The organism is Curtobacterium sp. WHRI 8282 (genome assembly GCF_040223925.2).
Taxonomy (GTDB): domain Bacteria; phylum Actinomycetota; class Actinomycetes; order Actinomycetales; family Microbacteriaceae; genus Curtobacterium; species Curtobacterium flaccumfaciens.
In genome coordinates, this window is sequence record NZ_JBEHCD020000002.1 from 679,064 (window position 1) to 704,593 (window position 25,530).

At 70.5% G+C, this 25,530-nt stretch carries 19 protein-coding genes; 5 read left to right on the forward strand and 14 right to left on the reverse strand.

Features of this window, described 5'->3' with window-relative positions; translation table 11 throughout:
* Nucleotides 1-23 precede the first annotated feature (23 nt).
* From ABRP24_RS09475 to dut, 3 genes are read right to left on the reverse strand one after another with little or no spacing between them, the layout of a single operon-like run.
* Complete coding sequence (locus ABRP24_RS09475; RefSeq protein ID WP_349849365.1) at nt 24-839, reverse strand: DUF3159 domain-containing protein; 816 nt, start codon at nt 837-839, stop codon at nt 24-26.
* Nucleotides 840-871: 32 nt separating this feature from the next.
* Nucleotides 872-1,594 (reverse strand): DUF3710 domain-containing protein, encoded by a 723-nt coding sequence (locus ABRP24_RS09480; RefSeq protein ID WP_232536646.1) that lies wholly within the window; start codon nt 1,592-1,594, stop codon nt 872-874.
* Entirely contained in the window at nt 1,591-2,082 is a 492-nt protein-coding gene (dut, locus tag ABRP24_RS09485; RefSeq protein WP_232749524.1) for a dUTP diphosphatase, read from the reverse strand. Before dut ends, ABRP24_RS09480 begins: the two co-directional genes overlap by 4 nt.
* A gap of 63 nt (nt 2,083-2,145) precedes the next feature.
* On the opposite strand from dut, the gene ABRP24_RS09490 reads away from it, so the two are divergent.
* A complete protein-coding gene (locus tag ABRP24_RS09490) occupies nt 2,146-2,577 on the forward strand; it encodes a DUF3093 domain-containing protein (protein WP_110859581.1) in 432 nt (143 codons plus the stop codon).
* 128 nt (nt 2,578-2,705) lie between these two features.
* Here ABRP24_RS09490 and ABRP24_RS09495 read toward each other — a convergent pair whose 3' ends face one another.
* Entirely contained in the window at nt 2,706-3,005 is a 300-nt protein-coding gene (locus ABRP24_RS09495; protein WP_349849368.1) for a DUF4193 domain-containing protein, read from the reverse strand.
* A gap of 298 nt (nt 3,006-3,303) precedes the next feature.
* Here ABRP24_RS09495 and sepH point away from each other — a divergent pair, with 298 nt between their 5' ends.
* A complete protein-coding gene (sepH, locus tag ABRP24_RS09500; protein WP_173033640.1) occupies nt 3,304-4,332 on the forward strand; it encodes a septation protein SepH in 1,029 nt (342 codons plus the stop codon).
* 33 nt (nt 4,333-4,365) lie between these two features.
* On the opposite strand, the gene ABRP24_RS09505 is transcribed toward sepH, so the two are convergent.
* Complete coding sequence (locus ABRP24_RS09505) at nt 4,366-5,532, reverse strand: nucleotide pyrophosphatase/phosphodiesterase family protein (RefSeq protein ID WP_349849370.1); 1,167 nt, start codon at nt 5,530-5,532, stop codon at nt 4,366-4,368.
* A 43-nt stretch (nt 5,533-5,575) separates the two neighbouring features.
* Here ABRP24_RS09505 and ABRP24_RS09510 point away from each other — a divergent pair, with 43 nt between their 5' ends.
* On the forward strand, nt 5,576-8,062 hold the full coding sequence (locus ABRP24_RS09510) for a DNA topoisomerase (ATP-hydrolyzing) (RefSeq protein ID WP_349849372.1): 2,487 nt from the start codon (nt 5,576-5,578) through the stop codon (nt 8,060-8,062).
* Between the two features lie 267 nt (nt 8,063-8,329).
* Here the strand turns inward: ABRP24_RS09510 and ABRP24_RS09515 are convergent, their stop codons facing one another.
* A complete protein-coding gene (locus ABRP24_RS09515) occupies nt 8,330-10,456 on the reverse strand; it encodes a type IIA DNA topoisomerase subunit B (RefSeq protein ID WP_071244557.1) in 2,127 nt (708 codons plus the stop codon).
* A 167-nt stretch (nt 10,457-10,623) separates the two neighbouring features.
* Here ABRP24_RS09515 and ABRP24_RS09520 point away from each other — a divergent pair, with 167 nt between their 5' ends.
* Nucleotides 10,624-10,848, forward strand: coding sequence for a hypothetical protein (locus ABRP24_RS09520; protein ID WP_017886093.1), 225 nt, complete (start codon nt 10,624-10,626; stop codon nt 10,846-10,848).
* A gap of 77 nt (nt 10,849-10,925) precedes the next feature.
* Here the strand turns inward: ABRP24_RS09520 and whiA are convergent, their stop codons facing one another.
* The 6 genes from whiA to uvrB form a co-directional block, all read right to left on the reverse strand.
* Nucleotides 10,926-11,906 (reverse strand): DNA-binding protein WhiA, encoded by a 981-nt coding sequence (gene whiA, locus ABRP24_RS09525; protein WP_027465690.1) that lies wholly within the window; start codon nt 11,904-11,906, stop codon nt 10,926-10,928.
* 75 nt (nt 11,907-11,981) lie between these two features.
* The gene (rapZ, locus tag ABRP24_RS09530) at nt 11,982-12,881 is read right to left on the reverse strand and encodes an RNase adapter RapZ (RefSeq protein WP_027465691.1); all 900 of its coding nucleotides are present in this window, start codon (nt 12,879-12,881) and stop codon (nt 11,982-11,984) included.
* A 103-nt stretch (nt 12,882-12,984) separates the two neighbouring features.
* Nucleotides 12,985-15,015, reverse strand: a complete 2,031-nt coding sequence (gene uvrC, locus ABRP24_RS09535; protein WP_138803552.1) for an excinuclease ABC subunit UvrC — start codon at nt 15,013-15,015, stop codon at nt 12,985-12,987.
* Entirely contained in the window at nt 15,016-18,057 is a 3,042-nt protein-coding gene (gene uvrA / locus ABRP24_RS09540) for an excinuclease ABC subunit UvrA (protein WP_349848565.1), read from the reverse strand.
* A gap of 48 nt (nt 18,058-18,105) precedes the next feature.
* Nucleotides 18,106-19,023: an SDR family NAD(P)-dependent oxidoreductase gene (locus tag ABRP24_RS09545; RefSeq protein ID WP_138803554.1), complete on the reverse strand. Its 918-nt coding sequence runs from the start codon at nt 19,021-19,023 to the stop codon at nt 18,106-18,108.
* Nucleotides 19,013-21,085: an excinuclease ABC subunit UvrB gene (uvrB, locus tag ABRP24_RS09550; RefSeq protein WP_138804005.1), complete on the reverse strand. Its 2,073-nt coding sequence runs from the start codon at nt 21,083-21,085 to the stop codon at nt 19,013-19,015. Before uvrB ends, ABRP24_RS09545 begins: the two co-directional genes overlap by 11 nt.
* A 170-nt stretch (nt 21,086-21,255) precedes the next feature.
* On the opposite strand from uvrB, the gene ABRP24_RS09555 reads away from it, so the two are divergent.
* Nucleotides 21,256-22,584, forward strand: coding sequence for an MFS transporter (locus ABRP24_RS09555; protein ID WP_349848567.1), 1,329 nt, complete (start codon nt 21,256-21,258; stop codon nt 22,582-22,584).
* Between the two features lie 135 nt (nt 22,585-22,719).
* Here the strand turns inward: ABRP24_RS09555 and ABRP24_RS09560 are convergent, their stop codons facing one another.
* Nucleotides 22,720-24,015 carry an acyltransferase gene (locus tag ABRP24_RS09560; RefSeq protein WP_349848569.1) on the reverse strand — a complete coding sequence of 432 codons (1,296 nt, stop codon included), beginning with the start codon at nt 24,013-24,015 and terminating at the stop codon, nt 22,720-22,722.
* Nucleotides 24,012-25,508: an AMP-binding protein gene (locus ABRP24_RS09565; protein ID WP_349848571.1), complete on the reverse strand. Its 1,497-nt coding sequence runs from the start codon at nt 25,506-25,508 to the stop codon at nt 24,012-24,014. The genes ABRP24_RS09560 and ABRP24_RS09565 overlap by 4 nt, the downstream gene beginning before the upstream one ends.
* Nucleotides 25,509-25,530 lie beyond the last annotated feature (22 nt).

Here is a 25,530-nt window from a genome sequence, read left to right on the forward strand (position 1 = left end):
ACTATCTTGATGTCGAGAGAACTCTACACCGGGGCGACGTCGTCGCGTCGGACGAACACGGTGCGGACCAGCAGCCACGTCACCCAGAGCACCGCCGCGTACAGCGGCACGCCGAGGATGAGCTTCAGCCCGGCGAGCAGTTCGACCTGCGCCGTCAGGTACAGCGGGACCTCCACCGCGAGACGGACCGCGAACAGCCCGACCCAGATCCAGGTGGCGACCGTCAGCACCCGGCGCTTCACCGGGTCGGCGCGCCAGTCGACGTGCGAGCCGTCCTCGTTCGCCGGCAGCAGGAAGCCGACGACGAGCCCGATGAGCGGCCAGCGGATCGCCAGCGTGATCAGCAGCCCGACGAGCCAGACGGCGTTGATGACGATCCCGGGGATGAAGTTGCTCTCCGCACGGCCGGTGATGAGCGCGAGGCCGGCCGAGACCGCGACGCCGAGGATGCCCGCGAACGACATCGTCACCGACTGCCGCTGCAGCAGCCGGAGCACCACGAACACCAGGCCGACCGCCACCGGGATCACGACGCTCGGCACGAGCTCCTTCGTGACCGCGTAGACGACCAGGAACGCGAACCCGGGCAGCACCGACTCGGCGAGGCCGCGCACCCCGCCGACCGCGCCGAGCAGCGCCCGGCCGGACGGCGCCTCACCGGGCGCGACGCGGGCGATGCCGGCGTTCTGCACGGCGTCACGGAACTGCGCGGAGAAGGACGGTGCGACCGGCGACTCAGCCGGCGGCGCCACATTCGGCACCACCGACGGCTCGGCCGCCGGTGCAGCGGGGTCGGAGCCAGCCGTCTCGGGTCGTGGGGTGTCGTCGTGGTCCGGCACCGTGCCTCCAGGCGGGGTTGGTCGTCAGTCGGTCAGATCGCGGTCTGCGTCGACTTGGGCATGTGCAGCGGGATGAGGTCGCGCGGCGGCATCGGCGTCGTGCCGCGCACGACGACGACGCTGCGGAACAGCTCCTCGATCTCGCTGGCGTCGTCCGGCTGCTCGGCGGCCTTGCCGGCGATCACGCCGCGCAGGAACCAGCGCGGGCCGTCGACGCCGACGAAGCGGGCCGGACGGGAGCCGGCGGTGCCGCCGTCGCCGTCCACGGCGACCGGGACGGACGCGCGGAGCTCGGGGCCGAACGGGCCGTCGACCTCGGTCACGACTCCGCCCTGGCGCTCGATCTGCTCGGCGATCTGGGCGCGGATCTCGTGCCACAGGCCGGTGGACCGGGGCGCCGCGAACGGCTGGACCTGCAGCGTGGACTCGTCGTAGTCGAGCCCGACCGCGACGACGCGCTGCGAGCCCTCCTCGACCTCGAGGCGCAGGTGCAGGCCCTCGCGCGGGAGCACCTTCACCCCGCCCAGGTCGACGTAGGGGCGGACCAGGTTCGCCTCGGTCTCGTCGTGGGGGCCGTTTTCGGCCCGGTCCTCCGGAGCGGACTTGTCCGTCGGGGCGACCGCGTCGACCTCGTCGAGGTCCGCGTCGGCATCCGTCGCGATGTCGACCTCGGGGGACGTGTCCGCGACCTCGATGTCGTCGGTGACGGCGTCCGCCACCTCGACCTCGTCCCGCTTGCGTCGGCCGAACTTCATGCGCGCGTTCCTTCCTGAGCGTCTGCGGCGGCACCGGTCACGGCGTCGCTCCGGTCACCGTAGCCCGACGAGCCGAACCCGCCCTGTCCGCGGACGCTGTCCGGCAGGTCGACGACCCGGGTGTAGGTCACCTGCGGCACCGGCATCACGATCAACTGGGCGATGCGGTCGCCGACGTGCACCTCGTACGGTTCCGTCTGGTCGGTGTTGAGCAGGGCGACCTTGATCTCCCCGCGGTAGCCGGAGTCGACGGTGCCTGGGCTGTTCACGATCGTGATGCCGTGCTTCGCAGCCAGGCCGCTCCGCGGGACCACGAACGCGGCGTAGCCCTCGGGCAGCGCGATGCGCAGACCCGTGGCGGCCAGGTGTCGTTCCCCCGGCTGCAGCACGAAGGCCTCGGTGGAGACGAGATCGGCACCCGCGTCGCCGGGGTGGGCGTGGCCGGGAGCGTGCTCCCCGGTCCAGAGGACGTCGACTGGTTCGGTCACGTGACGAGGGTAGTGCAGCCGTGACCGTTCCGTGACCTCGCTCGCTCGTGATCGAATGGACCCGTGACCCTGTACCGCGAACGACTCTGGGCCCCGCCCGCCCTCTACCTGGCGACGGCGCTCGTCATCCCCGCCACCCTGCTCGTCTTCCTCCCCATCAGCGTCCTGGCCGGCGTCCTCGTGGCGATCGGGATGGAGCTCGGGGTGCTGGTCCTCCTGTGGGCACTCGCACCCACCATCGAGGTCACCGACACCGAGTTCCGCGCGGGCAAGGCACACCTCCCCCGCACGCTCGTCGGCACGACCGAGGCGTTCGAGGGCGCAGCGGCCACCGAGCAGCGCGGGCCGGCACTCGACGCCCGCGCGTGGACCCTCTTCCGCGGCTACGTCCGGGGGGTCGTCAAGGTCGAGGTGCGCGACGACGCGGACCCGACGCCCTACTGGCTGGTGAGCGTCCGGCACCCGGGCAAGGTCGTCGAGGCGCTGCGGTCCTGACGGACCACGGTCCACGGCCTGGAGGCGCGGCTCGGCCCCGCCTCGCAGCACACGACGAAGGCCCCGCATCCCTGGAGGATGCGGGGCCTTCGCTGATCGTTGCGTCGAGGACGACGCGGCTGTGTTCGCTAGAGCGACGCGCACTCCGCGCAGACCGGTCCGAGCTTCGACTCGTGGTCGAGCTGGAAGCGGTGCTTCACGAGGAAGCACTCGACGCAGGTGAACTCGTCGACCTGCGGGGGCAGCACCACGACGTCGAGGTCGACGTCGCTCAGGTCCTGCCCGGCGAGTTCGAAACTGCCGGGGTTGTCGGAATCATCGTCGACGACCCCCGACATCTTGTCGGGAACGCGCTCCTTGAGGGCCTCGATCGACTCCGAGTCGGAGTTGTCGTCGGTCTTCCGGGGGGCGTCGTAATCGGTGGCCATGCCCATCCATTTCTCGTATCGAGAGGTCGTCGCCGGGTGATCGGCGGCGACAGTTTGCACCACGCCCCGCCAGAGCGCAAACCGAGTGCTGCGGCGGGTCGTGCTGGCGGTGCAACCCACGACCGGAACCGGACATTCCCGACACCCGTTGCCGGAGGGCCGCGTGCCCGGGATCGGCCACGCGGATGTCCGCGGCACGCCCGTGCGCCTCCCCGGAAACCGCCCGTCGTCCCTGCATACTCACGGGGTACGACAGCAGGACCGTACGCGACGCTGGGAAGGCGGAACCATGCAAGACGTGAGAGTCATCGGAGTCGAGTCCGGCGCACTCCTCCTGGCGACCGACGGCGGCACCGAGTTCCGGTTGCCCGTCACGTCGTCGCTGGCCGGCCAGGTGCGCCAGGCGAACCCCGACGCCGGTCCGCAGAAGCGGGTCTCCCCCAAGGACGTCCAGGCACGCATCCGTGGCGGCGCAGACGCCGCCGACGTGGCCGCCGCGCTCGACGTCGACGTCGAGTACGTCCGTCGCTTCGAGGGGCCGGTCCTCGCCGAGCGCGCCTTCATCCTCGACGCCTCGCACCGTGTGCCGGTCACCCCGGTCGACGACGAGTCCCCCGACACCTTCGGCCCTGCGATCACCGCGAAGCTCGAGGCCGGTGAGGCCACCGCGATCACCTGGGGTTCGTGGAAGCACCCGGAGAGCGGGTGGCAGGTCCGCGTCCGCTACACCGCGGGCGAGGTCGAGCACGACGCCCAGTGGCACTTCGACCCGAAGACCTCGACCCTCGCGCCGGACAACGGTGACGCCCACCGGCTCTCGCACACCGACGACGAGGGCATCGCCCCGCGCCTGCGTGCGGTCGAGTTCGAGCAGCAGGACGACGACGGCACCCGCTTCGACTCGGGCGCCTTCCGCGTCGACGAGCCGGAGCAGCCGGCCGCCGAGCCCGAGCCGTCCCAACACGCGCCGCTCCGTGCACCACTGCCCCGCATCGGTCAGGCCGCCGTGGAAGAACGTGCTCCCGGCAACGAGACCGCGGACCTGCTCGAGGCGCTCCGCCGTCGCCGCGGGGAGCGCGAAGCAGCGTCCTTCGGCGAACAGCGCGACGAGCCCGCCCGCGGGACCTCGATCAGCGTCGTCGACATCCCGCTGCAGGGCTTCGAGGACGGCGGCGCACACGACACCGCACCCCAGTCCTCCGACGTCCGTCCGGCCTCGGCGCCGGAGTCCGAGAGCCGTGGCGAACGCAAGAAGCGCAACCGTCGCTCGATGCCGAGCTGGGACGAGATCGTCTTCGGCACCCGTCCGGACGACGACCCCGCCTGATCGGCACGAGCACCGACCGTCGGCGCCGACGTCCTAGTGGGCGAACGCGCCGGCGAGTCGGAGCGGCACGATCGTCTCCTCGTCGGTCATCGCGCCGTGCTGGCCGATCATGCGCTTCGGCGTCTCGTCCTCGCGCAGGGCACGGTCGTCGTTGAACGCCCACGAGCCGCGCGCCACGACGAGCACGTCGCCGATGCGCGGCACCACCTGGTCGGACACGTGCCCGAACCACCCGGCCTCGATCGCCTCGGCACGGCTGGCGACGTACGCCTTCTTGCCGTAGCGGGCCCGGAACGCGCCGACGAGGGCGCGCACGTCGGTGCCCGGTGCGACGGTGAGCTGGCGGCAGCGCGGGTCACCCGCGACGCCGACCACGTCGGTGAGCAGCAGCGGGTCGATGGAGATGTTCGCGTGGTCCGGCACGTCGAGCACACCGTGGTCCGCCGTCACCAGGACCCCCACGTCGTCGGCGCTGCGGGCGTCGAGGCGGGCGAGTTCGCCGTCGAGCAGCTCGAGGGCGGCCGTCCACCGGTCGGACTGCCAGCCGTACTTGTGCCCGATCGAGTCGAGCTCCGGCACGTACAGGTAGACGAGCGAGCGGCCGCTGGTGGTCTCGGCCAGTGCGGCGTCGACGCGCTGGGCAACGGTGTCCGCCGACACGTACCGGGCGCCGCCGAGCACGTTCGCGGTCATCCCGGACGAGTGGTACCGGTCCGGCCCGACGACGACGGGGTCGAGTCCGAGCTCCGCGGCCCGGGTGAACAGGGTCCGGGTCAGGAACCAGTCCGCGGGGACCTCGGTGTCCCAGCCGCCCAGCAGGTTCATCACGGCACCGGTGTCCGGGTTCCAGCCGCTGTAGCCGACGACGCCGTGGGTGCCGGGCGAGCGGCCGGTGGTCAGGGTGCTCAGGGCGGCCGCGGTCGTCGTCGGGAACCCGCTCCGCAGCTTCTTCGCGGTGCCGGTGCCCTTCGCGCCGGTCAACCAGCGGGCGTGCCCGGCGCGCGCCGCCAGCGCGGCGGAACCGAGGCCGTCGACCAGCACGACGATCGCCGAGCGGGCGGGGCGGAGGGTGATCCGGGCCTCCAGGCCGTCGTTCCGCAACCACGCGTCGTCCGCAGCGCCGAGCGCCACGAGGCAACTCGGGAAGACGTCGGCGAGGTTCGCGACGGCGTCGGGGGCCGTCGGTACGCTTGTTCCCATCCCACGAGTCTCCCAGACGACTCCGGTTCTCCAGAAAGGTGCCATGGCACGCACGGACGTAGTCGGCCTGCCCGACGGTGAGCGCATCGAGGACGTCGACGTCTCCGAGGAGATGCAGGGCTCCTTCCTCGAGTACGCGTACTCCGTCATCTACTCGCGGGCGCTGCCCGACGCCCGCGACGGCCTGAAGCCGGTGCAGCGTCGCATCCTGTACCAGATGGCCGAGATGGGGCTGCGACCCGACCGCGGACACGTCAAGAGTGCCCGCGTCACGGGCGAGGTGATGGGCAAGCTGCACCCGCACGGCGACGGCGCGATCTACGACGCGCTGGTCCGCATGGCCCAGCCGTTCACGATGCGCGTGCCGCTCGTCGACGGCCACGGCAACTTCGGCTCCCTCGACGACGGCCCCGCTGCCGCCCGGTACACCGAGGCACGGCTCGCCGAACCGTCGATGGCGATGACCGAGGGCCTGGGCGAGGACGTCGTCGACTTCGTCCCGAACTACGACAACCAGATCATGCAGCCGGGCGTGCTGCCGGCGGCGTTCCCGAACCTGCTCGTCAACGGCGCCTCCGGCATCGCGGTCGGCATGGCGACGAACATGGCGCCGCACAACCTCGGCGAGGTCGTCGAGGCCGCGAAGCACCTGCTCATGAACCCGCAGGCCACCCTCGAAGAGCTCATGGAGTTCGTGCCCGGCCCCGACCTGCCGTCCGGCGGCACGATCGTCGGGCTCTCCGGGGTCCGCGACGCCTACGCCACCGGCCGTGGTTCGTTCCGCACCCGCGCGAAGGTGAGCGTCGAGAACCTCACCCCGCGCAAGGTCGGGCTCGTCGTCACCGAGCTGCCCTACCTGGTCGGCCCCGAGCGTGTGATCGAGAAGATCAAGGACGGCGTCCAGTCCAAGAAGCTCGTCGGCATCTCCGACGTCAACGACCTGACGGACCGCAACCACGGGCTCCGGCTCGTCATCGGCATCAAGAGCGGCTTCAACCCCACCGCCGTGCTCGAGCAGCTCTACAAGCACACCCCGCTCGAGGACGGCTTCGGCATCAACAACGTCGCGCTGGTCGGCGGGTCACCGCGCACCCTCGGGCTCCGCGAGCTGCTCGACGTCTACGTGCAGCACCGGCTCGCCGTCGTCACCCGCCGGTCGCAGTACCGGCTGGCACGACGCAAGGAACGGCTGCACCTGGTCGAGGGTCTGCTCATCGCGATCCTCGACATCGACGAGGTCATCCAGGTCATCCGCACCTCCGACGACTCCGAGGCAGCGCGCAACCGCCTGCGCGACGTCTTCGACCTGTCCGAGGTGCAGGCCGAGTACATCCTCGAGCTGCGCCTGCGCCGCCTGACGAAGTTCTCGCGGATGGAGCTCGAGGCCGAGCGCGACCAGCTGCTCGCCGACATCGCCGCCCTCGAAGAACTGCTGGCGTCCGACGAACGGCTCCGCGCGCAGGTCGCCCTCGAGCTGACCGAGGTGTCCGACAAGTTCGCGACCCCGCGCCGCACGCTGCTCACCGAGGCCGACGCCCCGGTGAAGGGCGGTCGGAAGGCCGCGGTCGACCCGGAGTCCCTGCAGATCGCCGACTCGCCCTGCCGCGTGCTCCTCTCGACCACCGGACGGCTCATCCGCGTCGACATCCCGACGTCGGAGCTCGGCATCGTCCGCGTGCCGAAGCGCTCGAAGCACGACGCCGTCCGCTCCGCCGTGGTGAGCACCGTGCGGGGGCAGATCGGCGCGATCACTTCGACCGGGCGGGTCCTCCGGCTCTCCCCCGTCGACGTCCCCGCCGTGCCGCCAGCCGCGGTCCGGCTCGACGCCGGTGTCCGGGTCACCGACTTCCTGGCGCTCACCAAGGGCGAGACCGTCGTGGCGATCGTCGACCTGTCCGGTGCGTCGTCGGACTCGCTGGCGATCGGCACCGCGCACGGCGTGGTGAAGCGCGTCGTGGCGGGTGCGTGGCCCGACAAGCCGGAGTTCGTCGTGATCGGCCTGAAGCCCGGCGACCACGTGGTCGGTGCCGCGCAGGCGCCCGAGTCCGACGACCTGGTGTTCATCAGCTCGAACGCGCAGCTGCTGCGGTTCCCGGCGTCCGTCGTCCGGGCGCAGGGGCTGCCCGCCGGTGGTGTGGCCGGCATGGCCCTCGCCGACGGCGCCTCGGTGATCTGGTTCGGCTCGGTCGCACGCTCCGACGACGCCGTGGTCGCCACGGTGTCCACCACCTCGACCGCGCTGCCCGGCACCGACGCCGGTCGCGCCAAGGTCTCCGCGCTGTCGGAGTTCCCGGCGAAGGGCCGTGCCACCCAGGGTGTCCGGGCGCACGCGTTCCTGAAGGGCGAGGACGGGCTCACGGTGGGATGGGCGGGCATCGCGCCGCCACACGCCGTCGGCACGGACGGCGCCGCACGGACCCTGCCCGACTGGCTGTCGAAGCGTGACGGGTCGGGCGCCCCGCTCGAGGCGGTCATCGGCTCGATCGGTGGCAGCGCTGCGACGCTCGACGGCACCGCCGGCGAGGCGTAGGCGGGCGCTGGCGTCCGCCACGTTTCGCGCCTGGCGACATCTCACGCTCTTCGGGCCCCGTGAGGTGTCGCCCAGCGCGTGAGAACGCAGGGCGCACGGCCCGGAGGCGCGGGGCGGCGCCGCCACGGGCCTCCCGTCCGCCGTCACCGTGTCGCGGACGCGGCGCGGTTTCGCGCTGAGCGACAGCTCACGGGCCGCAGGCCGCGTGAGGTGTCGCCCAGCGCGTGAGCACGCCAGGCCGCTGCGCGGCCCGGGCGTGAAGGCGCGCTACGCGTCGATGCGGTCGCGGTCCAGGCCCTCGCCGGCCAGGATGAACTCCTTGCGCGGCGCGACGTCGTTGCCCATGAGCAGCTCGAACACCTTCGCGGCACCCTCGGCATGGGTCACGTTCACCCGGCGCAGGGTGCGGTGCGCGCGGTCCATCGTGGTCTCCGCCAGCTGGTCGGCGTCCATCTCACCGAGGCCCTTGTACCGCTGGATCGGCTCCTGGTACTTCTTGCCCGTCTTCTCGAGCTTCTTCAGCACCGTCTGCAGCTCCTGTTCGGAGTACGTGTACAGCGTGTCGTTCGGCTTGCCGCGGTTCACCACGACGACCCGGTGCAGCGGCGGCACGGCGGCGAAGACCCGGCCCTGCTCGATCATCGGCCGCATGTACCGGAAGAACAGCGTCAGCAGCAGCGTGCGGATGTGGGCGCCGTCGACGTCGGCGTCCGACATGATGATGATCTTGCCGTAGCGGGCCTGGTCGATGTCGAACGTACGGCCCGAACCAGCGCCGATGACCTGGATGATCGACGCGCACTCGACGTTCGAGAGCATGTCCGACACGGACGCCTTCTGCACGTTGAGGATCTTGCCGCGGATCGGCAGCAGTGCCTGGTACTCGCTGTTGCGGGCGAGCTTCGCGGTGCCCAGCGCCGAGTCACCCTCGACGATGAAGAGCTCCGTGCCCTCGGTCTCCTGCGAGCGGCAGTCGGCGAGCTTCGTCGGCAGCGAGGAGTTCTCGAGCGCGTTCTTGCGGCGCTGCGTCTCCTTGTGCGCCCGCGCCGAGATGCGGGTCTTCATCTCGGACACGACCTTCTCGAGCAGAGCGGCCGACTGTGCCTTCTCGGTGCGCTGCGTCGAGGTGAGGATCTCGGTGATGCGCTTCGACACGACCTGGTCGACGATCTTCCGGACCGCCGGGGTGCCGAGGATCTCCTTCGTCTGCCCCTCGAACTGCGGCTCGGGCAACCGCACGGTCAGCACGGCGGTCATGCCGGCGAGGACGTCGTCCTTGTCGAGCTTGTCCTGCCCGACCTTGAGCTTGCGCGCGTTCGCCTCGACCTGGGCACGGACGGCCTTGACGACGCCCGACTCGAACCCGGCCTGGTGGGTGCCGCCCTTCGGCGTCGCGATGATGTTGACGAAGCTGCGGAACACGGTCTCGTAGCCACTGCCCCAGCGGAGCGCCAGGTCGACCTCGCACTCGCGCTCGACCGAGGTGGAGACCATGTGGCCCTTGTCGTCGAGCATCGGCACAGTCTCGGTGAAGGTGCCGGTCCCCTGCACGCGCCAGACGTCGGTGAGGGGGCTGTCGACGGCGAGGTGCTCGACGAACTCGCCGATCCCGCCCTCGTACCGGAAGCGCTCGACCACCGGCCCGGCGGCCACGGTGGTACCCGTCGCCTCGGCCCGGGCGGCAGCGGCGTCGATCGACGCCGCGCGCTCGTCGGTGATGGTGATGCCGAGCCCGGGCACGAGGAACGCGGTCTGCCGTGCACGGGTGACCAGGTCGTCGGTGCTGAACCGGGCGTCGGCGGTGAAGATCTGGCGGTCCGCCCAGTAGCGGATCCGGGAGCCGGTGACACCCTTCTTGACCTTGCCCACCACACGCAGCTCGCTGCCCGAGGTGAAGGGCGCGAACGGAGCGTCCGGGCCGATGCCCTTGCTGTCGTCGAAGATGCCCGGCTCGCCGCGGTGGAACGACATGGCGTAGGTCTTGCCGCCCCGGTCGACCTCGACGTCGAGGCGCTCCGACAGCGCGTTCACGACCGAGGCGCCGACGCCGTGCAGGCCACCCGAGGCCGCGTACGACCCCGAGCCGAACTTGCCGCCGGCGTGCAGCTTGGTGAACACGACCTCGACCCCGGTGAGGCCGGTCTTCGGTTCGACGTCGACGGGGATGCCCCGGGCGGTGTCCCGGACCTCGACCGAGCCGTCGGCGTGCAGCACGACACCGATCTCGTCACCGTGCCCCGCGAGGGCTTCGTCGACCGAGTTGTCGATGATCTCCCACAGGCAGTGCATGAGGCCCCGGGAGTCCGTCGAGCCGATGTACATGCCCGGCCGCTTCCGGACCGCCTCGAGCCCTTCGAGGACGGAGAGATGGCGTGCGGAGTAGTCGGAGCTCACCGTCGGAGTTTACCGAGCGGCACCGACAGCACCGTGTGGACACTCGCACTGGGGCCAAGCGATCCGCGCTGAGCGAAACAGGGCCCGACAATGCGTCGCTCTCAGGCATCACGTGTTGAAATGGTGCAACCACCCGGCACCACCTGCGATCCGTGAGGAGCACAGCAATGACCCAGACCGTGCAGGACCCCTCCATCGACGAAGTCAGCAACCACCAGCTGACCGCCGCCGACCGTTGCGACAGCTGCGGGGCGCAGGCCTACATCCGAGCCACCATGTCGAGCGGCGAGCTCTACTTCTGCGCCCACCACGGCGCCGAGTTCAAGGACAAGCTCGCGGCGACCGCCATCGAGTGGCACGACGAGAGCAGCCGACTCTACGAGTCGAAGTAGTCGCGACCGACACACGGACAGGAGGCGCGGTGCCAGCTGGCACCGCGCCTCCGGTCCGCAGGGTCGACAGACCGCTCTCAGGCCCCTTCGAGCTCCTCGGGAACGCTCGCTTCGGTGCCCGGGATGCCGAGGTCGGAAGCCCGCTTGTCGGCCATCGCCAGCAGGCGACGGATACGACCGGCGATGGCGTCCTTGGTCATGGGCGGGTCCGCGTGCTGGCCGAGCTCGTCGAGCGAGGCGTCGCGGTGCTGCAGGCGCAGGGTGCCGGCGTACTGCAGGTGGTCGGGGACCTCGTCGCCGAGGATCTCGAGCGCACGCTCGACCCGGGCGCATGCTGCCACGGCGGCCTGCGCGGAACGGCGGAGGTTCGCGTCGTCGAAGTTGACCAGGCGGTTCGCGGTCGCGCGGACCTCGCGACGCTGGCGCATCTCCTCCCAGTCGGCGGTGGTGCGCGCGGCACCCATGACGGTCAGCATCTGACCGATGGCCTCGCCGTCGCGGATGACGACGCGGTGCACCCCGCGGACCTCTCGGCCCTTGGCGGCGACCCCGAGACGCGACGCGGCACCCACGAGGGCCATCGCGGCCTCGTTGCCGGGGCAGGTGACCTCGAGCGCTGCGGCCCGACCCGGGTCGGTCAGGGTGCCGGAGGCCAGGAAGGCGCCGCGCCAGATGGCGGCGAGGTCTTCGCGGTTGCCCGTGGTGAGGCGGTTCGGCAGCCCGCGGACGGGGCGGCGACGGGCGTCCATCAGGCCGGTCTGGCGGGCGAGGGTCTCCCCCGCCTCGAGCACGCGGACCAGGTAGCGGGTGCCACGGCGGGCGGACGCGGACGATCCCACCGACGCCTCGCTGCGCACGCCGTAGAGCTCGGCGAGGTCCTTGCGGACCCGGTGCACGATGATCCGGGTGTCGAGCTCGACCTCGACCGCGATGCGGCCCGAGATGACGTGCAGACCACCTGCGAACCGGAGGATCGTGGCCAGTTCGGCGGCGCGGACCGTGTTGCGGTTCACGGCGACCCTGGCCAGTTCGTCCTTGACCTCGGCAGTCAACGGCACAGCATCATTCCTAACGTTCGTTCAGTGGTTCCCGCAGATCCGGCGGCACGGGCGTGGGAGCAGCCGGAGGGACGGTCACTCCCGGCCGAGATCTCGGTTCTTCACACGCACGGCGACGCCTGGCATCCCGCGGAGGAGGTTCGCCAACTCGGCGACGATGGCGACCGAGCGGTGCTTCCCGCCGGTACAGCCGATGGCGATCGTAGCGTGTCTTTTGTTCTCGCGCTGGTACCCCTCGAACACCGGCTCGAGGACGGAGGCGTAGCGATCGACGAACGGACGGGCTCCGGCCTGGGCCAGGACGTAGTCCGAAACCGGCTGGTCGAGCCCGGTGTGGGGCCGCAGTTCCGGCACCCAGTAGGGGTTCGGGAGGAACCGCACGTCGGCCACCATGTCGGCGTCGGCGGGCAGTCCGTACTTGAACCCGAAGCTCATCAGCGTGACCTGGACACCCACGAAGTGCTCGTCGGCGAAGTGCTCGATCACGGTGTTCGCGAGCTGGTGGATGTTGAGGTCGGAGGTGTCGATCACCACGTCGGACGCCTCGCGGAGGCCGGCGAGACGCGCCCGTTCGCGGGCGATGCCGTCGAGCAGGGTGTCCTCGCCCTGGAGCGGGTGGGGTCGACGGACCTGCTCGAAGCGCCGGACCAGCACGGCGTCGGTGGCCTCGAGGAACAGCACACGGACCCGCGCGGACGTGCTCGAGCGGACCTGCTCGACCGCGTGCTCGGGGTCGGTGAAGAACCGCCCGCCTCGGACGTCGACCACCGTGGCGATCTTCGGGATCTTCTCCCCCGCGCGGTCGGCCAGCTCGGTCAGCGGGGCCAGCATCTGCGTGGGCAGGTTGTCGACCACGTACCAGCCCAGGTCTTCGAGGGCCTTGCCGACGGTGGACCGCCCGGCACCGGACATGCCGGTGACGATGAGGATGTCGTGCTGCGACGCGTGGGTGGTCGCGGTGGCGCTGTCGGTCATCTGGGAGTGGGCTCCGTCGTGGCGGCCCGGGCGCGTCGCCCGGGGAGGTCTCGGCTGCCGGACCAGGCTACCGCCCGGTGACGGCCGGGAGGCGCGGGGTTCGTCACGACGGTCGCTGCGGACCGTCGTCGGTCACCTCGGGGACCCGCACGGGGCCTCCGGGATCGGTGACGGTTCCGGTGTCCGCGATCGCGTCGGCGTCCGGTTCGGGGGCGCTCGACGCGCTCGTGGCCGGTGCGCTCGTCGGCGTCTGGGCCAGCTTCGAGACCACGGCGGCAGCGGTCGCCGGGCCGATCCCGTTCACCTCGCCGATGTCCTCGGCCGTGGCCTCGCGCAGCCGGGCGACCGAACCGAAGTGCTTCAGCAGGGCGTTGACGCGGCTCGGGCCGAGACCGGGGATCTCGGACAACCGCGACCGGACGTCCCGCTTCCGCTTGCTGCGCTGGTGGGTGATCGCGAACCGGTGCGCCTCGTCACGGATGCGCTGGATGAGGAAGAGCGCCTCGGAGTTGCGGGGCAGGATGACCGGGAAGTCGTCGTCGGGCAGCCAGAGCTCCTCGAGCCGCTTGGCGATGCCGACCAGGGCGATGTCGTGCACGCCGGCTTCGTCCATCGCGCGCTTCGCGGCCTGCACCTGGGGCTGGCCGCCGTCGACGATGAGCAGCTGCGGGCGGTACGCGAACCGTTTCGTCGGCTTCGACCCCTCGACGACCTCGTCGGTCGTGACGTCCGGGACGTCCGGCAGCTCGGCGTCCTCGTCCAGCCGCGCCAGGCGCCGCGAGAGCACCTGGTACATGCTGTCGGTGTCGTCGGTGGTCTCGGCGATCGAGTACCGGCGGTACTGGTCCTTGCGCGGCAGACCGTCCTCGAAAACCACCATCGACGCGACGACGTTCGTGCCCTGCAGGTGCGAGATGTCGTAGCACTCCATACGGAGCGGCGCCTCGGTCATGCCGAGGGCATCCTGGATGTCGGCCAGTGCCGCGGCCCGGGTGGTGTAGTCGGCCGAACGCTTGGTCTTGTAGAGCATGAGCGCCTGCCCGGCGTTCTGCGCGGCCGTCCGCGCGAGACCGGCGCGATCGCCGCGCTGTGCGGTGCTCAGCTTCGTGCCGCGCCCGTTCCGACGCTTGCTGAGCCACTCCTGGAGCGCGTCCGCGTCCTCCGGCAGTTCGGGGACGACGACCTCGCGCGGGGGCTCGTCGGTGACGTAGACGCCCTGCACGATCTGCTCGACGAGGTCGCCCGTGGCGATGTCGAGCTCCTTGTCGACCACCCAGCCGCGGACACCGCGGATGCGGCCACCACGGACGGAGAACAGCTGCACGGCCGCGGCGAGCTCGTCCTCCGCGATGCCGAACAGGTCGAGGTCGACCGAGTCGCGGAGCACCACGGCGGACTTCTCGAGCACGGCTTCGAGCGCCTCGACCTGGTCGCGGTACTTCGCGGCCTGCTCGTACTGCATCGCGTCGGCCGAAGCCCCCATGCGCTGCCGGAGCTCGGTGATGACCCGACGGTCGTACGAGTTCATGAAGCGCACGAACTCCTCGACGAGGGCGCGGTGCTCCTCGATCGTGACCTTCTGCGAGCAGGGGCCACCGCACTTGCCGATCTGCCCCGGGAAGCACGGGCGGCCGGTCTGCATCGCCTTCTTGTACGACGAGTCCGAGCACGTGCGGATCGGGAAGACCTTGATCATCAGGTCGATGGTGTCGTGCACCGCCCAGATCTTCGGGTACGGACCGAAGTACTTCGCGCCCTTGATCCTGCGGTTGCGCGTCACCATCACCCGCGGCGCCTCGTCACCCAGGGTGACCGCCATGTACGGGTACGACTTGTCGTCGCGGAACTTGACGTTGAACGGCGGGTCGAACTCCTTGATCCAGGTGTACTCCAGCTGGAGTGCCTCGATCTCGGAGCCGACCGTCGTCCACTCGACACTGCGCGCCGTCAGGACCATGCGCCGCGTGCGCTCGTGCAGCGTCGGCAGCGGCGCGAAGTAGTTGCTCAGCCGGGCGCGGAGGTTCTTCGCCTTGCCGACGTAGAGCACCCGACCGGCTTCGTCACGCCAGCGGTAGACGCCCGGGTCGGTCGGGATCTCCCCCGCCTTCGGACGCCACGGGACGGTGTCCGCCACCTAGCGAGCACCCGCCTTCTGCTTGCTCGCCTTCTTGGTCGTGCCCTGCTGCTTCTGGGTGGCCTGGCGTGCGCCGACCGCCTGCTGCTTGCCGACCCGGGCGTCCTGCGCGTCGAAGATCTCGCGCAGGAAGACACCGGTGTGGCTCTCCGGCACGGTCGCCACGTGTTCCGGGGTGCCCGTCGCCAGGACCGTCCCGCCGCCGGACCCGCCCTCGGGACCCATGTCGATCAGCCAGTCGGCGGACTTGATGACGTCGAGGTTGTGCTCGATCGTGATGACGGTGTTGCCCTTGTCGACCAGGCTCTGCAGCACGAGGAGCAGCTTGCGGACGTCCTCGAAGTGCAGACCGGTGGTCGGCTCGTCGAGCACGTAGACCGTGCGGCCGTTCGAGCGACGCTGCAGCTCGGTGGCGAGCTTGACGCGCTGCGCCTCGCCGCCGGAGAGCGTGGTCGCGCTCTGGCCCAGGCGCACGTAGCCGAGGCCCACGTCGACGAGGGTCGCCATGTACCGGTGGATCGCCGAGATCGGCTCGAAGAACTCGGCCGCCTCGCTGATCGGCATGTCGAGGACCTCGGAGATGTTCTTGCCCTTGTAGTGGACCTGGAGCGTCTCGCGGTTGTAGCGCGCACCACCGCAGACCTCGCACGCGACGTAGACGTCGGGCAGGAAGTTCATCTCGATCTTGATCGTGCCGTCGCCCGCGCAGTTCTCGCAGCGGCCACCCTTGACGTTGAAGCTGAAGCGGCCGGGCTGGTAGCCGCGGGTCTTGGCCTCTTGCGTCTCGGCGAACAGCTGACGGATGCGGTCGAACACGCCCGTGTAGGTCGCGGGGTTCGACCGTGGCGTCCGGCCGATCGGTGCCTGGTCGACGTGCACGACCTTGTCGAGCTGGTCGAGGCCCTTCACCCGGGTGTGCTTGCCCGCGATGTGCCGTGCACCGTTGAGCTGGTTGGCGAGCACCTTGTACAGGATGTCGTTCACCAGCGTGGACTTGCCGGACCCGCTGACGCCCGTGACCGCGGTGAACACACCGAGGGGGAAGTCCGCGTCGATCGACTTGAGGTTGTTCGCGCGGGCACCCTGCACGGTGATGGCGCGCTTCAGGTTGACCTTGCGGCGCTCGGCCGGCACCTCGATCGCGCGTCGGCCGGCGAGGTAGTCGCCGGTGATCGACTCACGGTTCTCGATGATGCCCTCGTACGAGCCGGAGTGCACGACGTTGCCGCCGTTCACGCCGGCGCCGGGGCCGATGTCGACGACCCAGTCGGCCGTGCGGATCGTGTCCTCGTCGTGCTCGACGACGATGAGCGTGTTGCCGAGGTCCTTGAGCTTGACCAGGGTGTCGATGAGTCGACGGTTGTCGCGCTGGTGCAGGCCGATGCTCGGCTCGTCGAGCACGTAGAGCACACCGGTCAGCCCGGAACCGATCTGCGTCGCGAGTCGGATGCGCTGCGCCTCGCCGCCGGACAGACCACCGGCACCACGCGCGAGCGTGAGGTAGTTCAGGCCGACCTCGAGCAGGAACTCGAGGCGTGCGCGGATCTCGCGGAGGACCGCGGCGGCGATGTGCGCTTCACGGTCGGTCAGCGTCAGCTCGTCCATGAACGAGTACGCGTTGTCGAGCGACATGTCGGTGACGTCCGCGATGCTGCGGTCGTTGACCGTCACCGCGAGCACCTCGGGCTTGAGGCGGGTTCCCTCGCACACCGGGCACGGGACCTCGCGCAGGTAGCCCTGGAAGCGCTGGCGCTGCGAGTCCGACTCGGCCTCGGCGAACTTGCGCTCGATGTAGGGCATGACGCCTTCGAACCCGCTCGTGTACCGCATCTCGCGGCCGAACCGGTTGCGCCAGGAGACGGACACCTGGAAGTCCTTGCCGGTCAGGATCGACGCCTGCACCGCGGGGTCGAGCTGGTTCCACGGGGTGTCGAGCGAGAAGCCGAGCTCCTTGCCGAGGCCGCCGAGCAGCTTGTCGAAGTAGGAGTACAGCCCGCTCGTCCCCGTCCAGGGCAGCAGGACGCCGTCACGCAACGAGGCCTCGGGGTCGCCGAGCACCAGGTCGGGGTCGACCGACATGCGCGTCCCGAGGCCGGAGCACTCGGGGCACGCGCCGAACGGCGCGTTGAACGAGAACGTGCGCGGCTCGATCTCGGTGAGCGCGAGCGGGTGGTTGTTCGGGCACGAGAGGTTCTCGGAGTAGGTCCGGACCGCTCCGGGCCCCTCGTGGTCCACCAGGTCGATGCCGACGGTGCCGTCGGTCAGGCGCAGAGCGGTCTCGAGCGAGTCGGTGAGACGACCGAGGATGTCGTCGCCCGCCACCAGGCGGTCGACGATGACCGAGATGTCGTGCTTGACCTGCTTCTTGAGCTTGGGCGGGTCACTGAGCTGGATGCGCTCCCCGTCCACGATCGCGCGGGCGTAACCGGACGCCGCGAGCTCCTGGAAGAGGTCGACGAACTCGCCCTTCTTCTTGGAGATGACGGGCGCGAGGACCTGGAACCGGGTGCCGGTCTCGAACTGCATGAGCTGGTCGGCGATCTGCTGCACGGTCTGCTTGCTGATCACCTCGCCACACGTCGGGCAGTGCGGGACCCCGATGCGCGCCCAGAGCAGACGCATGTAGTCGTAGACCTCGGTGATCGTGCCGACGGTCGACCGGGGGTTGCGGTTGGTCGACTTCTGGTCGATCGACACCGCCGGCGAGAGCCCCTCGATGAAGTCGACGTCGGGGCGGTCGACCTGGCCGAGGAACTGGCGCGCGTAGGCGGACAGCGACTCGACGTACCGGCGCTGCCCCTCGGCGAAGATCGTGTCGAACGCCAGCGAGGACTTGCCCGAGCCGGACAGGCCGGTGAACACGACGAGCGAGTCGCGGGGGATCTCGAGGTCGACGTCACGGAGGTTGTGCACGCGAGCGCCGCGCACGCTGAGCGTGGAGGTGCTGTGCGGTGCGGTCCCGCCGGGGAGGTGGAGGTCAGCGGGCTCGCCGAAGGCGTTCCGGCCCGACGTCGAGGTACCGGGGTCAGAGGTGATGGTCATCGTCGTCGATTCTACGAAGCGGCACCGACATTCGGCCGGGATGGAGGGTCAGACGAGTGCGTCGAGAGCGAACGCGACACCGGATGCACGCTCGCTCGCCGCCCAGAGCTGCGCTGCGACCGTCCTGTCGTGCGCCCGTGGTTCGGCCGCGACCACCGTGGCCGCGCCACGGAGCTGCATCCAGCCTGCCGGGCCCCAGTACTCCCCGGAGCGCACGTCCGCACCGACGGCAGCGTGGACGAGCGGCTGGGCGCCGATGTCCTTGCCCTGGGCGACGATGCGCTGTGCCGGGCGGATCCACTCGGGTTCGGGTCGTGTCGGGCTGACGTCCGGGCGTGCCGGTGACAGTCGGTCGAGCGACAGGCCGGGGTGCGCGACGACGCTCGACACGGACGACCCCGAGTCGGCCAGTCGTTCGGCGAGCTCGAAGCCGAACAGCATCACCGCGAGCTTGCTCCTGGCGTACTGGCGGTGGCTCGAGTACCGACCGACCCCGAGCGGATCGGTCGCGTCGAGCTGGGCGAACCGGTGGGCGATAGACCCGAGGTGCACGACCCGGCCGGCTCGTCGTTCGAGCAGGGGCAGGACCAGCGCGGTCCACGCGAAGTGTCCGAGGTGGTTCGTGCCGATCTGCAGTTCGGTGCCCTGCGCCGTGCTCCCCCGCGTGGACGCCCCGACGACCCCGGCGTTGTTCACGACCGCGTCGACGCCGCCGGGTTCCAGCGCGGCGAGTTCGTCGGCGGCAGCGTCGACCGAGTCGAGGTCGGCGAGGTCGAGGTGGACGTGGGCGAGCGAGGCCCCGTCGACGTGCCGCCGGATGCTGCGCTCGGCGGCCTCCGCCCGGTGGCGGTCGCGCGTGGCCAGCACCACACGGTGCCCCGCCGCGGCGAGCTGCTCGGCGGCGTGGTACCCGAGCCCGGCACTCGCACCGGTGACAACGACCGTGCGGGCGCCGTCAGCTGACATGCCCGGCCGCCTCCATCTGGCGCAGGGCCTTCTTCAGGTCCTGCACCTCGTCGCGCAGTCGCGCCGCGAGCTCGAACTTCAGCTCGGCCGCAGCCTGCAGCATCTGGTCGTTCAGGTCGGCGATGGTGGCGCCGAGCTGCGTCGCGCCCTCGCCCGCGATGCCGCCGCGCTTGAGGTTCGGCGTGGGCGACCGACGGCCGTCACTGCCCGGGCGACCCTGCAGGAGCGCCTTCGTGTCGTCGTTCTCGCGCTGCAGGACCTCGGTGATGTCGGCGATCTTCTTGCGCAGCGGCTGGGGGTCGATGCCCCGCTCCAGGTTGTAGGCGACCTGCTTCTCACGACGGCGATCGGTCTCCTCGATCGCGGTCTTCATCGAGTCGGTCATCTTGTCGGCGTACATGAGCACCTGGCCCGACACGTTGCGGGCAGCGCGACCGATCGTCTGGATGAGCGACGTCGACGAGCGGAGGAAGCCTTCCTTGTCGGCATCGAGGATCGCCACGAGCGACACCTCGGGCAGGTCGAGGCCCTCGCGCAGCAGGTTGATGCCGACGAGCACGTCGTAGACACCCTGCCGCAGCTCGGTCAGCAGCTCGACGCGCTTGAGGGTGTCGACGTCGGAGTGCAGGTACCGGACACGCACGCCCGCGTTCCCGAGGAAGTCGGTGAGTTCCTCGGCCATGCGCTTGGTCAGCGTGGTGACGAGGACGCGCTCGTCCTTCTCGACCCGCTGCTTGATCTCCTCGAGCAGGTCGTCGATCTGGCCGTCGCTCGGCTTGACCACGATCTCGGGGTCGATCAGGCCGGTCGGGCGGATGATCTGCTCGACCACGCTGTCGGTGACACCGAGCTCGTAGCGCCCGGGGGTGGCCGACAGGTAGACCTTCTGCCCGACGCGCTCGAGGAACTCCTCCCACTTCAGGGGGCGGTTGTCCATCGCGCTCGGCAGGCGGAACCCGTGCTCGACGAGGGTGCGCTTGCGCGAGGCGTCGCCTTCGTACATCGCGCCGATCTGCGGCACGGTGACGTGCGACTCGTCGATCACGATGAGGAAGTCGTCGGGGAAGTAGTCGATGAGGCAGTGCGGTGCTTCGCCCGGACCACGGCCGTCCATGTGCCGCGAGTAGTTCTCGATGCCCGAGCAGAACCCGATCTGCTCCATCATCTCGATGTCGAACGTGGTGCGCATCCGGAGGCGCTGGGCCTCGAGCAGCTTGCCCTGGCCCTCGAGCTCGGCGAGCCGTTCCGCGAGTTCTTCCTTGATGGAGGCGATCGCCCGGTGCATCACGTCGGTGTCCGCGACGTAGTGCGAAGCCGGGAAGATCGACACGGCGGGCAGGTCGTCGATGACGTTGCCGGTGAGGGGGTGCAGCGACGAGAGCGCTTCGATCTCGTCGCCGAACATCTCGATGCGGATCGCGTGCTCTTCGTACATCGGGATGATCTCGATGGTGTCGCCGCGCACGCGGAACGTGCCCCGGGCGAAGTCGACGTCGTTGCGCTGGTACTGCATGGCGACGAACTTGCGGACGAGCTGGTCGCGCGAGATCGTCTGGCCGACGTGGAGCGCGACCGATGCGTTCATGTACTGCTCGGGGGTGCCGAGACCGTAGATGCAGGAGACGGTGGACACCACCACGGTGTCGCGCCGGCTGAGCAGCGAGTTCGTCGTGGAGTGCCGGAGCCGTTCGACCTCGGCGTTGACCGAGGAGTCCTTCTCGATGAAGGTGTCCGTCTGCGGGACGTACGCCTCGGGCTGGTAGTAGTCGTAGTACGAGACGAAGTACTCGACCGCGTTGTTCGGCATCAGGCTGCGGAACTCGTTGGCGAGCTGGGCCGCGAGGGTCTTGTTGTGCGCGAGCACGAGCGTCGGCCGCTGCACCTGCTCGATGAGCCACGCGGTCGTCGCCGACTTGCCGGTACCGGTCGCACCCAGCAGCACGACGTCGGTCTCACCGGCGTTGATCCGCCCGGCGAGTTCCGCGATGGCCGCGGGCTGGTCGCCACTCGGCGAGTACTCGCTGATGACCTCGAACGGACGCACCGCTCGGGTCGGTTCGATCGCAACACCCATGGGGACAACGGTAGTCGGCACCCCTGACACCGAGGGCCCCTGCTCGCCCTCGGCGTATTGTCCGCTGCAAGCAGGCTCCAAGGCGACTGATGGTGGCCGGGCATACCGTCCGATCCGTTCAGTCACCCGACTCCTTCCCACTCCCCCGAAGAGGCCTCATGACCACGGCGACCCCGGCCGCACCGATCAAGGGCACCCCGTTCCGCGGACGCATCCGCGGGCGCGTGCTCGTCCTGCTCTGCTGCATGTACGCGATCTCGTACATCGACCGGACGAACATCTCGACCGCGCTGCCGCACATCACCGAGGAGTTCGGGTTCAACGAGGCGACCGCCGGCCTCATCGTCTCCGCGTTCTCGTTGCCGTACGCCCTGCTGCAGGTGTTCGGCGGCACGATCAGCGAGAAGTTCGGCCCGCGCAGGGCGCTCTTCGTCATCACGGTGATCTGGGGCGTCGCGACGCTCTGGACCGGGTTCGCGGTCGGCTTCTGGACCCTCTTCGCCGCACGGGCCCTGCTCGGGCTGAGCGAGGCCGCCGCGTTCCCGACCGCCACGCAGGCGATGAGCCGGTGGATCCCCCGCGACCGGAACGGCTTCGCCCAGGGCGTGGTCCACTCGGCGGCACGGCTCGGCAACGCCCTGGCGCCGCTCATCGTCGCCTGGGTGATCGGCGCGACGGGCAGCTGGCGCTGGGCGTTCTTCGCCACCGCGGTGCTGTCCCTGGCGTGGGCCGTCGTCTGGTTCGTCTGGTTCCGCGACAAGCCCGAGTCCGCGAAGGGCATCACGCAGGTCGAGCTCGCCGAGCTCCCGCCGGTCGAGACCCGCGCGACCCGTCCCCCGGTGCCGTGGCGGCAGATGGCGAAGCAGATCCTGCCGGTCACCTTCGTCGACTTCGGGTACGGCTGGACGCTGTGGGTGTTCCTCACGTGGCTCCCGACGTTCCTCAGCTCCACCTACGGCCTGGAGATCGGCGACTTCGCCCTGTTCACCACCCTCATCCTGCTGGCCGGTGTCGTCGGGGACACGGTCGGTGGGATGCTCAGCGACCGCATCATCCACCGCGGCGGGAACACCCGGAACGCCCGCCGGACCATCCTGGTGATCGGGCTCGGCGGCTCGCTCCTCTGCCTCATCCCACTCGTGATCGGGCAGGGCCTGCTCGTCGCGACGATCTCGCTGGCCCTGTCGTTCTTCTTCCTCGAACTCTGCAACGCCAACCTCTGGGCGATCCCTATGGACGTCGCGCCGCAGTGGTCCGGCACGGCCTCGGGCTTCATGAACACCGGGTTCGGCATCGCCGGTGTGGTCTCGCCCATCGTGTTCGGCCTGCTCATCGACGCCTCGGGCTGGCAGGTGCCCTTCGCGCTCTCCTGCGTCCTGCTCGGAGCCGCGGCCGTCGTCGCCTGGTTCATGAAGCCGCAGCGGCTGACCTCCACCGACGGCGTGCTCGAGATCGGCACCCCGAAGGCCGAGCAGCACCCGGCCTGACGGGCGACGCGCGGAACGTGCGCCGGCCCTGGTGGTCCGCACGCGACGGCCGGGAGGCGCGGGTCGGGCCCGCCACGTGCCTCCAGGCCGCCCGCCCCGCGTCCACCGCCCCGCACGGCTTGTGCGAGGCGGCGCTCATCGCGCCGCCCGCCGCCCGACGTCGTCGGTCTCGCCGACGAGGGCGTCGTCCGGATCCACCGGTTCCGGCGACCGCCGGGGCACCGTCGCGACTGCGGAACGACGCGCCCGCGCTGCTCGCGACGCCCGCGAGGACAACGACGGCCGGCCGGTCAGCGGCACGCTGAGCGGCGTCCGCCGGAACAGCTCGGTCACCGCGACGGACAGCACCAGAACGAGCACGTAGGTGACGAGGGTGAGCCACGGCCGTGGCACGACGGCCTCGAGCCAGCTGTCGCCGTAGAGCAGGATCCAGATGACGAACGGGTGGCTCAGGAAGATGCCGAACGAGCGATCGGACGCGTAGTCGACGAACCGGGCGGTCCGGCTGCCGGGTCGCCGGCGGTCCGCCCAGGCGGCGCCGATCGCCAGGAACCCGACGAACACCGCGGTGCTCCAGACCACCTGGATCGGCTGCAGCGGTGTCCCCGCGGCGTAGAGGGACTGCCCGAGGCCGACCTGCAGCGCCCACACGCCGAGGGTGAGTCCACCGACGCCGGCGAAGGCCCACAGCACCGAACGCCGGTGGACCCGGATGAACCGCAGGAACGCGTCCGCGTGGTCGGCGGCGATCGCCCCCGAGACGATGAAGAAGACGTACGAGAAGAAGAACTGCTTCTGGTAGCCCTGCATCCACGCGTCGCTCGCCGGGAAGTACTTGTACCCGGCGAACACCACCAGCTGGACCAGGAACGCCACGACCAGCACGGTGACGTGGTGCCCGCGGGTCCGGCGCACCAGCCAGACGATCACCGGCAGGAGCAGGTACACCTGCATCGTCACGAGCAGGAAGTACAGGTGGTACCACGAGGTGCCGGTGACGATGCCCTCGGCCGCGGTGCGCACCAGGTCCGGGACGTCGCCACGGCGGGTCGGGCTCAGCAGCCACGCCGCCGCGACGTACACGAACGACCACGCCAGGTACGGCACGCCCACGAGCAGGAACCGCTTCGGCCAGAACTGCGCCATCGGCCGCGGCCGCAACGTGTAGCTGTACACGAGCACGAACGCGGTCAGCGAGAAGAAGACCAGCCGGGTGAAGTGCAGCGGTGCGAGCAGCGCGTTCAGCCCGACGTCGTCGGCGGCGGCGGTGTGGCTCGTGGTGTGCACCCCGATCACGCACGCGAACGTGAGGATGCGGAGCACGTCGACCTCGTACAGGTGCCGGGGCTTGCCCTCCGCCGTGCGCGTCGGCGTCTGCACCCCCGGCTCAGCGCCGATCGACGCCGGGGACACGCGTGCTGGTCGGTTCACGAGGGTCGGGCCATGGTCCGGACCTTCGCACGCTGCACCTTGCCGGTGGGTGCACGCGGCAGGTCGGGCACGACGATGACCTCGACCGGTCGGCGGAACCGCGTCAGGTGCGCCTCCGCCCGGGCCACGAGATCAGCCACGAGGGCTGCGTGGTCGACGGGTTCGTCGGGCTGCGGGATCACGTAGGCGATGGGGACCGCACCGAGCACGTCGTCGGGGCGGCCGACGACGACCGCCTCGAGCACACGTGGATCGCCGAGCAGGACGTCCTCGACCTCGGACGGGTAGACCTTCTCGCCACCGCGGTTGATGACGTCGTCGGAACGCCCGGCCAGGGACACCCAGCCGTCCGCGCTCAGGGAGCCGACGTCACCGGTGTGGAGCCAGCCGTCGGCGTCGAACCGCTCGGACGCACGGCCCCCGAGGTACCCGCGGACGATCCCCGGACCACGCACCCACAGGGCGCCGATCTCGTCGGCGGCCAGGAGCGAGCCGTCCTCGCCGCGGACCTGCACCTCGGACCCGACCGGTACCCCGACGGTCCCCGGCCGGGCCGGTTCGTCCAGCGGGGTCGCCGTGATCTGCGAGGCACCCTCGGTCATGCCCCAGCTCACGACGAGCGGCACGTCGCCGAGGGCGGCGCGCACGGGATCGGGCAGCGGCGCCGACGCGCTGCGCACGAACCGCAGGCCCGACGGGAACTCGAGCGGCCCGGTCTTCGCCAGCACGGCCAGGACGGCCGCGACGGCGTTCAGCCAGGTGATCCGTCGTTCGGCGAGCAGGTCCCAGAACCCGGTGCGACGGAAGCGCCGGTCGAGCACCAGGGTCGCGCCGGCGACGAGCGTCGCGAGCAGCCCGACCACCTCGGCGTTGACGTGGAACAGCGGCAACGAGTTGAACCCGCGGTCGTCCGGTACGAGCCGGTTGTGCCGCGCGACGGCCCGCGCGACGAACAGCAGCTGTGCCTCGGGCAGCTCGACGCCCTTCGGCGTACCGGTCGACCCGGAGGTGAACAGCACGACGGACCCCTGACCCGGCGCGTGCGGGCTGTCGGCGGGCAGGTCGCCGTCACGGACGGCGGTCGGGAGGAACGTGGCGGGGTCGATCCCGCTGGCCGGTGCCCCGGGGACGGTCGCGTCCACCGCGCGGTCGGACACGACGATGGACGCGCCGCCGATCAGGTCGGCGAGACGGCCGGGCTCGGTGGCCGGCTGGCCGGTTTCGACGGGGATCGCCCGGCGGCCTGCGGCGACGGCGCTGAGGTGCACGACCGTGAACCCGAGCGGGTCGCCCACGTCGACCACGACGGCACCCGACGGGGCGATGCCGATCGCGTCGAAGGTCCGCGACCAGGCGGTGACCGCGTCGTCCAGCGCACGGTACGTCAGGACGCGCTCGGAGCGAGCGTCCTCGAGGAAGTGGCGCTCGCCCCCGTCGACCGCACGGGCCCGGATGAGCGAGCGCAGATCGGGTTCATCGCGAACGGGCTGCACGCGGAAAGGCTATTGCGCGACC

Excerpts from the sequence above, each read along its gene's own strand:
- ABRP24_RS09480 (WP_232536646.1), bottom strand. The coding sequence starts at position 1,594 with ATGAAGTTCGGCCGACGCAAGCGGGACGAGGTCGAGGTGGCGGACGCC.
- ABRP24_RS09495 (WP_349849368.1), bottom strand. The coding sequence starts at position 3,005 with ATGGCCACCGATTACGACGCCCCCCGGAAGACCGACGACAACTCCGAC.
- ABRP24_RS09505 (WP_349849370.1), bottom strand. The coding sequence starts at position 5,532 with ATGGGAACAAGCGTACCGACGGCCCCCGACGCCGTCGCGAACCTCGCC.
- ABRP24_RS09510 (WP_349849372.1), top strand. The coding sequence starts at position 5,576 with ATGGCACGCACGGACGTAGTCGGCCTGCCCGACGGTGAGCGCATCGAG.
- ABRP24_RS09520 (WP_017886093.1), top strand. The coding sequence starts at position 10,624 with ATGACCCAGACCGTGCAGGACCCCTCCATCGACGAAGTCAGCAACCAC.
- rapZ (WP_027465691.1), bottom strand. The coding sequence starts at position 12,881 with ATGACCGACAGCGCCACCGCGACCACCCACGCGTCGCAGCACGACATC.
- uvrA (WP_349848565.1), bottom strand. The coding sequence starts at position 18,057 with ATGACCATCACCTCTGACCCCGGTACCTCGACGTCGGGCCGGAACGCC.
- ABRP24_RS09545 (WP_138803554.1), bottom strand. The coding sequence starts at position 19,023 with ATGTCAGCTGACGGCGCCCGCACGGTCGTTGTCACCGGTGCGAGTGCC.
- ABRP24_RS09555 (WP_349848567.1), top strand. The coding sequence starts at position 21,256 with ATGACCACGGCGACCCCGGCCGCACCGATCAAGGGCACCCCGTTCCGC.